This window comes from Paraburkholderia sp. EG287B (assembly GCF_040965595.1).
Taxonomy (GTDB): domain Bacteria; phylum Pseudomonadota; class Gammaproteobacteria; order Burkholderiales; family Burkholderiaceae; genus Paraburkholderia.
Genome location: NZ_JBFRCG010000010.1, coordinates 131,926 through 146,236 on the forward strand (window position 1 = coordinate 131,926; position 14,311 = coordinate 146,236).

Below are 14,311 nucleotides of genomic sequence, written 5' to 3' on the forward strand. Positions count from 1 at the left end.
GAAGCTCGGATAATGCGGGCTTTTTGCGCAACGGCGCGCATGCACATGAACGCGGCCGCCTTGCCGCTTATGCGGCACAACGAAGGAATTGACGATGCTGGTTCACGTCCCCAACGTATTGACGCCCGAGCAGGTGCGCACGCTGCGCGCGCGGCTCGACAACGCGGGCGACGCCTGGGTGGACGGCCGCGCAACGGCCGGCTGGTCGGGTGCGCCCGTGAAGCGCAATGTGCAGATCGCCGAGCACACGCCCATCGCACGCGAGCTCGGCGACATGGTGCTCGCGGCCATCGAGCGCAATCCGCTTTTCATCAGCGCTGCGCTGCCCAACCAGGTGTATCCGCCGCTCTTCAACCGCTATGAAGGCGGCATGACGTTCGGCAGCCACGTGGATGGCGCAGTGCGTGTGCTGCCCAACGGCGTGAAGCTGCGCACCGACGTTTCCTGCACGCTCTTTCTCTCGTCGCCCGACGAATACGACGGCGGCGAACTCGTGGTCGAAGACACCTACGGGGTGCAGGAGGTCAAGCTGCCGGCGGGCGACATGATCGTCTATCCGGCCACGAGCCTGCACCAGGTCACGCCGGTCACGCGCGGCGCGCGTGTGGCGAGTTTTTTCTGGGTGCAGAGCCTCGTGCGCGACGACACGAAGCGCGCGCTGCTCTTCGACATGGACACCGCCATCCAGCGCCTGAACGCAAGCGACGCCGACGCCCAGGCGCGGCGCAGCCTCGTGGGCTGCTACCACAATCTTTTGCGACTCTGGAGTGAAACATGAGCTTTTCCGATACCGCCGAGATCGACGCGCCGGCAACGCCGCGCACGCATCTCGACGCCGAACAGCGCGACGAACGCGCGAAGCGTTCGCGCCGTGCGACCTTCATCAAGTGGCTGCGCAAGGTGCACGGCTGGGTAGGCCTGTGGGGTGCGGCGCTCGGCCTGCTGTTCGGCGCAACGGGATTCGTGCTCAACCATCGCGCGGAACCGCTGCGCATTTCGCCGGGCGCGCCGCAAGTTTCGACGGTGCAGATTGCCGTGCCCGACCCCGCGCCCGAAACGCCGCGTGAGATGGTGAAATGGCTGCGCTCGCAACCGGATCTCAAGTTGCCCGCGCGCATGGGCCGCGTGCAGAAGGAGCCCGAGCACAACGTGGCCTGGGGCGACCGCGAGGTCGTGCAGCCCGAGCATTGGCAGATGATGTTCACGTCGCCCGGCGAGAGCGTGATGGTCGAGTACTGGGTGGGTAACGACAAGCTCACGCTCAAGCGCAACGACAACTCGCTGGTCTCGACGATCACGAACCTGCACAAGGGTACGGGGATGAGCGTCGGCTGGGTGCTGTTCATCGACAGCTTCGCCGGGGCGCTCATTCTGCTTTCGCTCACGGGCGTGCTGCTGTGGACGGAGCTGAACAAGCGCAAGACGGTGGGCGCCGTGCTGTTGTTCGGCTCGATTATCGTGGCGGTATGCGTCGGGCTGGCGTAAGCCTCGACGTGTGAACCCGGCAACGGGCGCGAACGCCGAAGTTCGCACCCGTTCGATTTCAGTCTTTCACGCCGCGCTTGCGCAGCAGATAGGTGTCCATGATCCATCCGTTCGCTTCGCGCGCCTCGGCGCGAACGCGGACGATCTCGTCTTTCACGTCTTCGAGCCGGCCCGCCATCAGGATCTCGTCGGGGGTGCCGACATAGGCGCCCCAGTAGATATCGAGTGCTTCGCCCGCGAGCTGCGCGTACGCGTTCTGCGCGTCGAGCATGACCACCGCGCTGTCCACGTCCTGCGGAAAGCCGCCCTCCGCGAGCCGCCTTCCCGTCGTGATGCTCACCGGTTTGCCGATGAAGTTGAGCGGCACGCGATGCTTCGCCGCGAGCGCCTGCACGCTGCTGATGCCGGGAATCACCTCGAAGTCGAACGCGAGCCGGCCATCGGCCAGGATCGAATCGAGAATGCGGATCGTGCTGTCGTAGAGCGACGGGTCGCCCCAGACGAGAAACGCGCCGCATTGGACGTCGGTCAATTCCTCTTCGATCAGGCGCTCGAATACGCGCTGCTTGTCGCGGTTGAGCTCGTCCACGGCGGCCTTGTAGTCGAGACCTTCGTCGCGGCGCCGCTCGGGGCTCGTGGCTTCCACGATGCGATAGTCGTGGTCCTGGATGAAGCGGGCGCAGATTTCCTTGCGCAGCGCGACGAGCTTGTCCTTGGCCGCGCCCTTGTCCATCACGAAGAACACGTCGGCCGCGTTGAGCGCTTCGATGGCCTGCACGGTCAGGTACTTCGGATCGCCCGCGCCGATGCCGATGATGAGGATCTTTTTCACGTTGCAGTTCCGGAATGGGAGTCGTCGGTGCGGCGCAATGATAGCGCGAGTTCCGCGCGGTGCCGCGCTCGCGGGCAGGGCAATTTTCTTCAATACGCGGGCGGCGCGCGCGTCTACCCTCGACGCATGTTGATCGCCCCTGAGCGTAGCGAGGAAAACCGTGAGCACTGCCTTGTCGATGGCCGCCTTCGCGCTGGCCACTTCCATTACCCCCGGACCCGTCAATATCGTCGCGTTGAGTGCGGGCGCGCGCTACGGGCTGCGCGCGAGCCTGCGCCACGTCACGGGCGCGACCGTGGGCTTCACATTGTTGCTGCTGCTGATCGGTCTCGGCATGCAGGAACTGCTCGCGCGCCTGCCGTTTCTCACGCGCGCGCTCGAATGGGCGGGCGTGGCTTTCCTGCTGTACGTCGCCTACCGGCTCGCCACCGACGATGGCCGCATCGACTCCCCGAACGCGGCGCGCGGTCCCTCGCTAATGGTGGGCGCCACGATGCAATGGCTCAATCCCAAGGCGTGGCTCGCCTCGGTGGCGGGCATGGGCTTATATGCGGCATCCAGCGAGAATGCGCTCGTCTGGCAGTTCGCCGCGATCTATTTCGTGGTGTGCTACGTGTCGATTGCGTGCTGGGCGTGGGCGGGCGCGTCGCTGCGCCAGGCCTTGCGCGAACCCGCACGCGTGCGTTTCGTGAATCGCGCGATGGCGTTGTTGCTGGCGGGCAGTGCGGTCTGGCTGGTGCTCGCCTGAACGCGCGACGGCTCCGTTAGCCGCGATACTGGCCAGGCGTCGCGGCAACGAACTGGCGGAACGCGCGCTGCAGATGTGCTTGATCGGCGAAACCCGCTTGCGCCGCCACATCGGCAATGGCGTGCCCGCGACGCAGTTGTGCGCGGCTGAACTCGATCCGGCGGTTCACGACATACGCGTGCGGCGTCATGCCATATTGCTCGCGAAATGCGCGAATGAGGTACGAAGGCGAAAGATCGGCGGCGGCGCAGATCTCTTCGAGCTTGAGCGTGCGCGTGTAGTTGCCGTCGATGAATTCGGCCGCGCGCGCGAGGCGCTCGTTCGGTTCGCGTGCGCTGACCGGCGCAGGATTCAGGGACTGCTGGAGCCTCGAGAAATAGGCGACGGAGGCGCATTCCTTGCGCAATGCCGACTCATTTGTGTCGACGAGCAACGCGTAGAGCGCGTTGAGCCCGTCGAACAAATCGCGCTCCCAGCTCAAGGTCTGTTCGAACGGGCGAAAGCCCTCGTGCGCGCCAAAGCCCAGGCCGTGTTGCAGATTCGCGAGCCACGCGGTGTCGAGATAGAACATGCGGTAGGCCCAGGGCTCGTCCGCGGCCGGGTTGCAGGCGTGCACGACTTCCGGGTTGATGACCACCACCGCGCCCGCGCTGATATGCGAGAGCGTGCTCCCGTTCAGGTAGGTGCTGCGCCCGCCCGTGACCGCGCCGATTGAGAACGTGCTGTGTGCGTGGCGGCCGTAGCGGACCTTGCGGCCGTCGGCGATGGCGCGCACCTCGATGAACGGCAGGTCAGCGTCGCGCCAAAAGTAGGGTTGTGCGTCGGACGTCGTGGCTTGCGGCATGGGAGACCTCGGAGTGATGCTGCGTGCATCGAGCGACGCAGGTGGTCCATATTAGCGCAACGCGAGCAGGCAGGGGGACGTGATAGGCTTGTTCGATTCGCGCGGGTGATTCCCTTTCCATTGCCAGGCACTGCACATGAACGAAACGAAGCCAACGCATGCAACAAACGCAACGAATGCAACGATTCGCCCGTTGACCGAGCAGGACGCCGAGGCGTTTCATGCCATGCGTTTGTACGCGACCGAAAATTATCCTGCCGGCATCGTCCCGACCTATGAAGAGGAATCGAAGCGCACGCCCGAAGAGAGCCGGGCCCGGGTGCGCGCCACGGGGAACCAGGTCGTATTCGGCGCATTCGTGGGCGACACGCTCGTCGGCATCACCGGCCTCATGCGCGAGCCGCGCCGCAAGCTCGCGCACAAGGGGCTCATTTGGGGCGTGTTTGTCGATCCCGCGTGGCGAGGCGCCGGCATCGCCAGGCAATTGCTGGAAGGAGCCATCGCTCATGCCCGCGCGCTAGGCCTGCTCCAGGTGCAACTGGTGGTGAGCGTGCTGAACCCCCGTGCCCAGGCACTCTACCGCGCGTGCGGCTTCGTGCGCTACGGGGTCGAGCCCCGCGGCCTGTGCATCGACGGCGAGTACGCCGACGACGAACTCATGGTGCTCTTTCTCGACGACCCCGCCGAGCCCGACTGAGCGCCACGCCGTGGCCGGACAATGCGCAACGCAGCGCGAACGTCAAGTGTGGTGTAACGCACAGTGCGCTCGGGCGAATTATGCGTAGTCATCATTTCGTCATACCTGAACGTCGATAATCCACCGCGAATAAATTGGCCAACGTGTCCCGAGCTGCGCAACCATAGCGCAGCCGGCGCGACGAAGGCCCGGGGATTTCGACATGACCATTCGTCACCGCATCACGCTACTCATCGTCCTGATGTTCGTCGCGCTGTCCGCCATCGGCGGCTACGCGGCCTTGCAGGCCCGCCGCAGCGCCACCGACGTCCGCCAGGTTACCCAGGGCGTCGTGCCGAGCGCTCTCGCTTCATCCGACCTCGTGTCGCTCGTGAAAGACGTGCAGCTCGCCACCATGACGCTCGTCTACGCACCCGACGCCACGGTCGCGTCGCTCGCGCAAAACGAACTCAAGGACAAGGAAGCCGCGCTGCGCGCCGCGCTCGACGTGCAGCGCAAGGCGGCAGCCAGCCACGCGCAGGAAGGCCTGGTTTCGCAGGCCCAGGAAAGCCTCGCGAACTACTTCTCCGCGATCGACGACACCGCGAAGATGAAGGCGAGCGGCAAGAACGAACTCGCGCAGGCCTATCTCTTCGCGAACGTCGCGCAGTACCGCGACGAACTCGAAGGCATCGTCACGACGATGCGCGTGGAAAAGAACCGCCAGAAGGACGACGCCATCCGCACGCTCAACGGCACGCTCGACACCACGACGAGCGCGATTGCCGGCGTGACGGGCGGCGCGGTCCTGCTGCTCACGCTCATCGGCGCGCTGCTGTACCGCCAGATCACCCGGCCGCTTTCGCGCATGCAGGCCATGATGAGCGAGATCGCATCGAGCCAGGACTTCACGCGCCGCGTGCCCGTGGGCCGCATGGACGAAATCGGTCATTCGATCGTCGCCTTCAACGGCATGATCGAGAAGATCCAGCAGAGCTCCGCGCAGCTCAAGCGCAAGACCGCCGACATTCAGGCGATGCTGCAGAACATGCAGCAGGGCATTCTCACGGTGGTGGAAGGCGCGACGATCCACAACGAATATTCGGCGTATCTAGAGGCAATCTTCGAAACGAACGAGATTGCGGGCCGTTCGCTGATGGACCTCGTGTTCTCGCATACGGATCTCGACGCCGACACCCTCGCGCAGATCGACGCCGCCGTGCACGCGTGCCTTGGCGAAGACGACGTGAACTTCGCGTTCAATCAGCATCTGCTCGTGAACGAGATCACGCGTACGCTGCCCGATGGCCGCGCGAAGGTGCTCGACCTGAGCTGGTCGGCCATTACCGACGAAAACGACGTGGTCGTGCGCCTCATGCTGTGCGTGCGCGACGTGACGGAGCTGCGCGAACTCGCGGCCGAAGCGGGCGAGCAGAAGCGCCGCCTCGAAATGATCGGCGAAATTCTCGCGGTTAGCGAAGAGAAGTTCCATCACTTCGTGGAAAGCTCGACGAGCTTCATTCACGAGAACGAGCACATCATTCGCCAGCACGACTGCGCGGACACGAGCGCGATTGCCGCGCTGTTCCGCAACATGCATACGATCAAGGGCAATGCGCGCACCTACAGCCTGCAGCATCTCACGGGCGTGGTGCACGAAGTCGAGCAGCGCTACGACGCGTTGCGCCGCGAAGACACGAGCCACACGTGGGACCAGCAGGCGCTCATCGACGATCTGGAGCGCGTGAAGACGGCGCTCGAGCACTATACGAGCATCAACGAAGTGAGCCTCGGGCGCGGCCCGCGTGCGGCTGGCGCGCAAAACGGCGCGGCGAGCCTCACGGTCACACGCGAAGCGATCGAAGAGACGCTGCGCATCGTCGATCGCACCGACGACAACGACCTGCCCGCACTGCGTGCGATGCGCGCCGAACTGCGCGCCACGCTGCGCGCCATCGGCACCGAGCGCGTGGCCGATGCGCTCGCGGGCGTGACCGGTTCGCTGCCCTCGCTCGCCCTGGAACTCGGCAAGGTCGAACCGGTGGTGCAGATCGCCGACAACGGTTATCGCCTGCGCAGCGAGGCCGCCGGCACGGTGAAGAACGTGTTCATGCACCTGCTGCGCAACTCGCTCGACCACGGCATTGAAATGCCGGCGCAACGCCGCGCGATCGGCAAGGACGAGTCGGGTCATATCGACATCGACGTGAACGTGCACAACGGTGCGCTGCAACTGACGCTCGCCGACGACGGCCGCGGCCTCGCGCTCGCGCGCATTCGCGGCATCGCGGTGGAGCGCGGCTGGCTGCAGGCCTATGAAGCGGTGAGCGACGACGTGATCGCGGCGTTCATTTTCCGCCCCGGTTTTTCGACGGCGGCGAGCGTGACCGAAGTCTCGGGCCGCGGCGTGGGCATGGACGCGGTGCGCGATTTCCTCGAACGCGAGGGCGGCGCCATCGAACTGCGTTTCACCGATGACCGTGCAGGCGCCGATTACCGGCATTTCCAGACCGTCGTGCGTTTGCCGCAGCAGTGGGCCGTAAAGATGACGGATGCAACGCAGGCAAAGCAAGAGGAAGCGCTGGCGGGCTAGCGCATGGCGGGGGTGGAAGTGGTCTTACCGTATTTGATCGAAGGCGCGGCGCTCGTCGCCGTGGCGGCCGGCCTGGCCGTCGCGTGGGGCAAGCGCGCACAAACGCAGGCACGTGAGGCAGCGCGCGCGCAGGATGCCGCGCACGCGGCCGTGCTTGCACAGGCTCAGGCGCACCACGCGGCGCAGCAGGAAGACGCGGCGCGCGAACACGAAGGGCTGGCTGCGCAAATCGAGTCGCTGCGCGCGGAGCTCGCGCAGCGCCGGTCCGTGGCCGACGCACTCGAAGCGGCGCTCGCCGGCGAGCGCGCGCAGCGTGACGACGCCATGCAGCACGCGGCGCGCATCGCGAGCGAGGCTTCGCGGCTGAAGCTCATGTCGTCGACGTTCGAGCGCTGGCACGAGCAAATGATCTCGCTGATGGCGCAGAACAACGACATGCACAAGAAGAACCAGGAGCTGTCGTCGATCGTGAGCCATGTGCTGATCGTCTCGCTCAACGCTTCGATCGAAGCGGCGCGCGCGGGCGCGGCCGGCCGCGGCTTCTCGATCGTGGCGGGCGAAGTGCGCTCGCTCGCCACGCGCTCGCAGGACCTTTCGAAGAGCTATCGCGACAGCCTGAACCGCAACGACCTCATCACGGCCGCGACGTTCCAGGACATTCAGGCGGGCGGCAAGATGATCGCGGCGACGCTCGCGAGCGTGGAAGCGTCGACGCAGCAGCTGCATCACCAGCTCGAAGCGACGCGCGCCGGGGCGCACGCATGATCGGCACGCACGCGAAGGACAGCATCGAGCGGATTTTTTTCGCGGCGGCGCGCATGCGTCTCGTGACCGACACGCAGCACAGCTGCGAAATCGAGCCGCGTGCGGGCGACGCGCCCCAGGGCGAGCAGTTGGTTGTGCTGACGATTTCGTCGATGCAGTTCCGCCTGTTGTTGCTGCTGCACTTCGAAGACGACGAGCGCACGCAGCGCTACTACGTGGGCGACACCTCGCGCGCGCTCACCGAATGCTTCATGGAGTTCGGCAATCTGTGCTGCGGGGCTATGAACCAGCAGCTGGTCGAGCATTTCCCCGACCTCGGCATGTCCACGCCCTATGCGCTCAGCAGTGGATGCCTGCCGTATCTGCGCGAACTGAAGCCGGATTACGTGCAGTCGTATGCGCTCACGATCGATCACGACGTCCGTCTGGGCGCCACGCTGTGCGTCTGCACGCAAGCGCCGCTCGATTTCGTGGCGAGCACCGCAGCGGTCGAAGTGCACGACAGCGCGGGCGAACTCGAATTGTTTTGAAGGCAGAGAACGGAAACATGAACGCGAACAAGCCAGTCAGCAAGCTGTTGCTGCTGGAAAGCGACACGGCGCGCGCCGAGGCGATCGCGCGAATCGCAGCCGCATACGATTGCGTGTGCGTGCCGGTGCGACGCGACGCGCTCTCGGCGGCGCTGAAGACGCATTACGATCTGGGCGGCGTGCTGCTCGGCGAGGACTTTGGCGGCTCGCTCGAAGCCGCGGCGGCGGTGGCCGTCGCGCTGGAAGCGGAGCGCCCCGAACTGCCCGTCGTGCTGCGGCGCGCGGCAAGCGAGCAGGACGATGCGTTGCCCGAGCCGTTGCGCCGCCTGCCGTGCGCCAGCTGGCACGACAGCGATCCCGCCACGCTGATCGCGGCGCTCGAAGCGCACGTGTTCTCGCACGACTATCCGGACCCGCTCGTGGACGGCATCACCGACATGACGCTCGGGCGCCTGCGTGGCCTCTTTGCCGGACTCGAAGTGAACTGGGACACGCCGAGCATCGTGCGTGACCGCATCATCTTCGGCGAGGTGTTGACGCTCATTCCGATCGAGACCGCATGGTGCCGCGGCTGGCTTCTCATGCAGACCGAGGAGACGCCGCTGATCGAGCTGCTGCCGCCGCGCGCGGGCCGCGACGAAGCGAGCGACTTCCGCGACGTGAACGGCGTGCTCGCCGAACTCACGAATCTCGTGTGGGGGGCGTTCCGTAACCGCTATCTGGGCAACGCACACGCGGCCGGCGAGGCGGGTTGGGGGCGCGCGCAGGTGCAGGTGCCGCTGCTCATCAATCATCGGCGGCGCTATCTGTCGTTTGGCTCCGACAACCCGCAGTTGTGCATCAAGTACCGGCTCACGTGCCCGGATACGGGCCGCGAAGTCGTGATCGACCAGCGTTTCGTGTTCAGCCTCGGCTGGTCGCGCGAAGGCTTTGACGAGACGGCCGCGCAGGCCGCAGCCGCTGCCGTTGAAGAACAGGCGAGCGGCGAACTCGAATTATTTTGATCAAATGCGCGCCCTACGCGGCGCAACAGAGAGGGACAACATGGCAAAGATTCTGGTGGTGGACGATTCGAGCACGGTGCGCGACGAAGTGGCCGGCTTTCTGCGCAAAAACGGTCTGGACGTCGATACGGCCGTGGACGGCAAGGACGGCCTCGCGAAACTGCGCTCGAATCCGGGCGTGAAGCTCGTGGTGAGCGACGTGAACATGCCGAACATGGACGGCCTCACGATGGTCGAGAAGATCCGCAGCGAACTCGCGAATACGGCCGTGAACGTGGTGATGCTGACCACGGAAAGCAGCCCGGCCATGAAGGAGCGCGGTAAGGCGGCCGGCGTGCGCGGCTGGATCGTGAAGCCGTTCAAGGGAGAAGCGGTGCTCGAGACGTTCCGCAAGCTCGCGAGCTAAGCGCAGCGCACGCAAAAAGGCCCCGGCGCCATTGCCGGGGCCTTCGGATCAGACATCACGCCGCGATGGCGTGATCGTTAGCCTTCGCCGGGGTCAGCAGCACCGGAATCGACTTCGAAGTCGGCGTGCCCGCGCCGTCAGCAATCGACGAAAGCGGCACGAGCGGATTGGTCTCGGGATAGTACGCGCCGAGGCAACCGCGCGGAATGTCGTACTCCACCAGCATGAAGTCTTCGACGTGGCGCTCCACGCCGTCGTCCCACACGCTCGTAATGTCCACGTGCTGGCCGGGCTCGAAGCCGAGCATCGTCATGTCTTCGCGGTTCGCGAACAGCACGCGGCGCAGGCCGTACACGCCGCGATAGCGGTCGTCGAGACCGTAGATCGTCGTGTTGTACTGATCGTGCGAACGCGTGGTCATGAGCGTCATGAGCCGCGGGCCATGCTCGGCGCGCGCGCGGTGAATGGGCGTATCGAGCGCGATGGCGTGCACCACGAACTGCGCCTTGTTGCTCGGCGTTTTCCACACGCGGTCGCGCGAGGCCACCCCCAGGTGGAAGCCGCCCGGGTGCTTCAGGCGTTCGTTGTAGTTCTCGAAACCGTCGAACACTTTTTCGATGCCGTCGCGGATCTTCGCGTAGTCGGCGGCGAGGTCGAGCCAGTCCACCTTGTCGCTGCCGAGCGTGGCGTGCGCCATGCGCGCGACGATCGCGATTTCCGAAAGCAGGTTCGTCGAAGCGGGCCGGTTCATGCCGTAGGAGATATGCACCATGCTCATCGAGTCCTCGACGCTCACGCCTTGCGGCACGCCGTTCTGCAGATCGATCTCGGTGCGGCCGAGCGTGGGCAGAATGAGCGCGTCGTGGCCGTGAACGAGGTGGCTGCGGTTGAGCTTCGTGGTCACATGCACCGTGAGCGCGCACGCGCGCATGGCTTCCCACGTGCGCGGCGTGTCGGGCGTGGCGATCGAGAAGTTGCCGCCCAGACCGATGAACACCTTCACGTGGCCTTCGAGCATCGCGTGGATGGTTTCCACGACGTCGTAGCCGTGCTCGCGCGGCGGTTCGAAATCGTAGGCCTTGCCGAGGCGGTCGAGGAACGCCTGCGTGGGTTTTTCCTCGATGCCCACGGTGCGGTCGCCCTGCACGTTCGAATGGCCGCGCACGGGGCACAGGCCTGCACCGCGGCGGCCGATATTCCCGCGCATCATCATGAGGTTCGACAGCAACTGGATCGTCGCCACCGAATTCTTGTGCTGCGTGAGGCCCATGCCCCACGTCGAGATGACGGCGCGGCCCTTCACGTAGATGTCGGCGAGCTTGAGCACTTCTTCGATCGGCACGCCCGCTTCGGCGACGATGGTGTTCCACGACTCGGCACGCAGGTCGGCGGCGAAGGCGTCGAAGCCCACGCAGTGTTCGGCGATGAAATCGACGTCGAGCACGCGCTCCGTGCCTTGCGCGAGCGCTTCGTCGTCGAGTTCGATCACGCGCTTCGCCACGCCCTTGATCAGCGCGAAGTCGCCGCCCACGCGCGGGCGGATGAACACGGAACTGATCTGCACGCCCTTGGGCGAGAGCATGTCGAGCGTGTGCTGCGGGCTCGCGAAACGCTCCAGCCCGCGCTCTTTCAGCGGATTGATCGAGACGATGGTCGCGCCGCGCTTCGCGCAATCGCGCAACTCGCCGAGCATGCGCGGATGGTTCGTCGCCGGATTCTGGCCGAAGATGAGCAGCGTGTCGGCGTGCTCGAAGTCGTCCAGCGTGACCGTCCCCTTGCCGATCCCCACCGTGCCCGGCAGGCCGCGGCTCGTGGCTTCGTGGCACATGTTCGAGCAGTCGGGGAAGTTGTTCGTGCCGTACATGCGCACGAACAGCTGGTAGAGGAACGCGGCCTCGTTGCTCGCGCGGCCCGAGGTGTAGAACGCGGCGCGGTTCGGGTCGTCGAGCGCGTTGAGGTGCTTCGCGATCATCTTGAATGCGTCGTTCCACTCGATCGGCACGTAGCGGTCCTGCAGCGCGTCGTAGACGAGCGGATCGGTCAGGCGGCCGTGCTGCTCCAGCTCGTAGTCCGACTGGGCCATCAGCTCGCTAACTGTGTGCTCCTGGAAGAACTGTGGCGTCACGCGCTTGCTGGTCGCCTCCGCCGCCACGGCCTTCACGCCGTTTTCGCAGAATTCGAACGTGGACGCGTGCTCGCGGTCGGGCCATGCGCAGCCGGGGCAGTCGAAGCCGTCGGGCTGGTTCTGCTTGAGCAGCGTGCGGTAATTGCCGCCCGTCACCTTCTCCTTGATCAGGTTGATGGCGACCTGCTTGAGCGCGCCCCAGCCGGCGGCGGGGTGGTGATAAGGCTCGATGCGACCTTGCGGCTTCTTCATGATGCGGTTGGCTTTTCGTTTTCCAGGGCGGTCTGCCCGATGAGTCAAGGCTACTGTGTTCCTGTGCCCCCGGAGATCACAGAAAAACCAAAAAGCAAGGGATACAGTTGCGGCGTTTTGTCATAGACTTGCCGGGATCGGCCCCGCGCGCGTGGCCTCACCCTTTCGCCTGATCGAACGCAACCCGAACGTGACCCGCTACGAGCAACTCGCCGACGATATCGAAGCCGCCGTGCGCCGCGGCGTGTTCGGCCCCGGCGAGCGCATTCTCTCCGTGCGGCGCGCGAGCCAGCAGCACGGCGTGAGCATCAAGACGGTGCTGCGCGCTTATGCGCTGCTGGAAAGCCGCAGCGTGATCGAGTCGCGGCCGCAATCGGGCTATTTCGTGCGCGCGCGCGTGGGTGCGCCGCAAGGGCGCGGCGCGGCGGACGCACGAGGCGCACAGGGCAAGGACGCCGTCTCCCCGGGCAAGCCGCGCCGCGCCAGCGCGCCGCGGCAGCCCGTGCCCGCTAACGTGGACGTGAGCCGGCTCGTGCTTTCGACGCTGCGCAGCATCGGCGCGCAGGACGCCGTGCCGCTCGGCTCGCCGTACCCGGACCCGGCGCTGTTCCCCTGGCGGCGCATCAACCAGTACGCCAACGCCATAGCGCGCCGCCATGCGAGCTGGAACCTCATCGACGACCTGCCGCCCGGCAACCCCGAGCTGATCCGCCAGATCGCGCGGCGCTACGCCGAAAACGGCGTGAACGTCGATCCCGAGGAACTCGTCATCACCGTGGGCGCCACCGAGGCGATCAACCTGAGCCTGCAAGCCGTGGCCAAGCCGGGCGACACGGTGGCCGTCGAATCGCCGACCTACTACGCGATGCTGCACGCCATCGAGCGTCTGGGCATGCGCGCCATCGAAGTGGGCACGCACGCGGATACCGGCATCGACCTCGACGCGCTCGAGCGCGTGCTGACGCGCCAGAAGGTCGCGGCCTGCATGGTGATGCCGAACTTCCAGAATCCGCTGGGTTTTCGCATGCCCGACGCAAACAAGGCGCGGCTCGTGGCGCTTGCCGAGGCGCACGACTTGCCCGTGATCGAGAACGACGTCTATCAGGAGCTGTACTTCGGACAGACGCGGCCTTCCACGCTCAAGCAGTTCGACACGCGCGGCCTCGTGCTGCATTGCGCCTCGTTTTCGAAGAGCCTTTCCGCCTCGTACCGCATTGGCTGGGCGCTGCCGGGGCGCTACCGCGCGCAGGTCGAGAAGCTCAAGTTCCTCAATACGCTCACGACACCCTCGGTTCCCCAGGTGGCGCTGGCCGACTACTTGCGCCACGATGGCTACGACCGGCACCTGCGCCGCGTGCGGCGCTTCTACCGGCAACAGGCGCGACTCATGCGGGCGATGGTCGAGCGCTTCTTTCCGGCGGGCACGCGCACCTCGGAGCCGCAAGGCGGCTACGTGCTGTGGGTGGAACTGCCGCCGCGCGTCGATTCGATGCGGCTTTATCAGGCGGCGCTCGCGCAGGGCATTACCATCGGGCCCGGCTACATGTTCTCGATGCGCAACGAGTATCACCACTACATCCGGCTGAACTACAGCTACCCATGGAACGCGCAGACCGAAGCCGCGCTGAAGACGCTAGGCGAAATGGCCGCGAAGATGGCATGAGGAGACAGACGATGAACGCAGATAAAGAACGCGAAGATGGCGACGCAGACGAGTCTGGCGTCGACCCGGTGCTGATTGCCGTGCTCGAGCAGTTGTGGCGCGCGGAGTGCGAGAAGCACGCGCGGCATGAGACTCAGGGCCGGGCGTGGTCGCTCGCGAAACTCTCGAAGCAGGCCGGCGTGCCGATGAGCGGACTGCGCAGGCAACTCACGGCGCTCGTGGACAGCGGCCTGGTGGTGACGACGCAGGCCGAAGACGGGACCGGCACGGCGAGTCTGTCGGATGAGGGGCGGGCGTTTTGTGCGGAGGTGTTCGGCGAGGGCGAAGCGTAGCGCGACGCCTTGCTCGTTTGTAACCCGATGTTGCCGTTGTCTGTTTGCGACAAGTC

The 14,311-nt window shown here is 65.7% G+C and carries 14 protein-coding genes; 11 read left to right on the forward strand and 3 right to left on the reverse strand.

Going from position 1 to position 14,311, the window contains the following annotated elements; translation table 11 throughout:
• The first annotated feature begins 94 nt into the window (after nt 1-94).
• Complete coding sequence (locus AB4Y40_RS19540; RefSeq protein WP_368689173.1) at nt 95-778, forward strand: Fe2+-dependent dioxygenase; 684 nt, start codon at nt 95-97, stop codon at nt 776-778.
• Nucleotides 775-1,485, forward strand: a complete 711-nt coding sequence (locus tag AB4Y40_RS19545; RefSeq protein ID WP_368689174.1) for a PepSY-associated TM helix domain-containing protein — start codon at nt 775-777, stop codon at nt 1,483-1,485. The genes AB4Y40_RS19540 and AB4Y40_RS19545 overlap by 4 nt, the downstream gene beginning before the upstream one ends.
• A gap of 58 nt (nt 1,486-1,543) precedes the next feature.
• Here AB4Y40_RS19545 and cobF read toward each other — a convergent pair whose 3' ends face one another.
• Nucleotides 1,544-2,317, reverse strand: coding sequence for a precorrin-6A synthase (deacetylating) (cobF, locus tag AB4Y40_RS19550; RefSeq protein WP_368689175.1), 774 nt, complete (start codon nt 2,315-2,317; stop codon nt 1,544-1,546).
• A gap of 160 nt (nt 2,318-2,477) precedes the next feature.
• Here cobF and AB4Y40_RS19555 point away from each other — a divergent pair, with 160 nt between their 5' ends.
• Nucleotides 2,478-3,065 carry a LysE family translocator gene (locus AB4Y40_RS19555; RefSeq protein WP_368689176.1) on the forward strand — a complete coding sequence of 196 codons (588 nt, stop codon included), beginning with the start codon at nt 2,478-2,480 and terminating at the stop codon, nt 3,063-3,065.
• A 16-nt stretch (nt 3,066-3,081) separates the two neighbouring features.
• On the opposite strand, the gene AB4Y40_RS19560 is transcribed toward AB4Y40_RS19555, so the two are convergent.
• A complete protein-coding gene (locus AB4Y40_RS19560) occupies nt 3,082-3,909 on the reverse strand; it encodes an AraC family transcriptional regulator (protein WP_368689177.1) in 828 nt (275 codons plus the stop codon).
• Nucleotides 3,910-4,045: 136 nt separating this feature from the next.
• Here AB4Y40_RS19560 and AB4Y40_RS19565 point away from each other — a divergent pair, with 136 nt between their 5' ends.
• The 6 genes from AB4Y40_RS19565 (at nt 4,046) to AB4Y40_RS19590 (ending at nt 9,883) form a co-directional block, all read left to right on the forward strand.
• Nucleotides 4,046-4,606, forward strand: a complete 561-nt coding sequence (locus AB4Y40_RS19565; RefSeq protein WP_368689178.1) for an N-acetyltransferase family protein — start codon at nt 4,046-4,048, stop codon at nt 4,604-4,606.
• A 202-nt stretch (nt 4,607-4,808) separates the two neighbouring features.
• A complete protein-coding gene (locus AB4Y40_RS19570) occupies nt 4,809-7,178 on the forward strand; it encodes a HAMP domain-containing protein (protein ID WP_368689179.1) in 2,370 nt (789 codons plus the stop codon).
• 3 nt (nt 7,179-7,181) lie between these two features.
• Nucleotides 7,182-7,943 (forward strand): methyl-accepting chemotaxis protein, encoded by a 762-nt coding sequence (locus tag AB4Y40_RS19575; RefSeq protein WP_368689180.1) that lies wholly within the window; start codon nt 7,182-7,184, stop codon nt 7,941-7,943.
• Nucleotides 7,940-8,473: a hypothetical protein gene (locus AB4Y40_RS19580; protein ID WP_368689181.1), complete on the forward strand. Its 534-nt coding sequence runs from the start codon at nt 7,940-7,942 to the stop codon at nt 8,471-8,473. Before AB4Y40_RS19575 ends, AB4Y40_RS19580 begins: the two co-directional genes overlap by 4 nt.
• Before the next feature lie 17 nt (nt 8,474-8,490).
• Nucleotides 8,491-9,477 carry a chemotaxis protein CheX gene (locus AB4Y40_RS19585; RefSeq protein WP_368689182.1) on the forward strand — a complete coding sequence of 329 codons (987 nt, stop codon included), beginning with the start codon at nt 8,491-8,493 and terminating at the stop codon, nt 9,475-9,477.
• 40 nt (nt 9,478-9,517) lie between these two features.
• On the forward strand, nt 9,518-9,883 hold the full coding sequence (locus AB4Y40_RS19590; RefSeq protein ID WP_028229743.1) for a response regulator: 366 nt from the start codon (nt 9,518-9,520) through the stop codon (nt 9,881-9,883).
• Between the two features lie 55 nt (nt 9,884-9,938).
• Here the strand turns inward: AB4Y40_RS19590 and AB4Y40_RS19595 are convergent, their stop codons facing one another.
• Nucleotides 9,939-12,260: an FdhF/YdeP family oxidoreductase gene (locus tag AB4Y40_RS19595; protein WP_368689183.1), complete on the reverse strand. Its 2,322-nt coding sequence runs from the start codon at nt 12,258-12,260 to the stop codon at nt 9,939-9,941.
• Between the two features lie 190 nt (nt 12,261-12,450).
• Between AB4Y40_RS19595 and AB4Y40_RS19600 the strand changes: the two genes are divergently transcribed.
• Nucleotides 12,451-13,923 carry a PLP-dependent aminotransferase family protein gene (locus AB4Y40_RS19600; protein ID WP_368689336.1) on the forward strand — a complete coding sequence of 491 codons (1,473 nt, stop codon included), beginning with the start codon at nt 12,451-12,453 and terminating at the stop codon, nt 13,921-13,923.
• Between the two features lie 11 nt (nt 13,924-13,934).
• A complete protein-coding gene (locus tag AB4Y40_RS19605; RefSeq protein ID WP_368689184.1) occupies nt 13,935-14,255 on the forward strand; it encodes an ArsR family transcriptional regulator in 321 nt (106 codons plus the stop codon).
• The last annotated feature ends 56 nt before the right edge of the window (nt 14,256-14,311 follow it).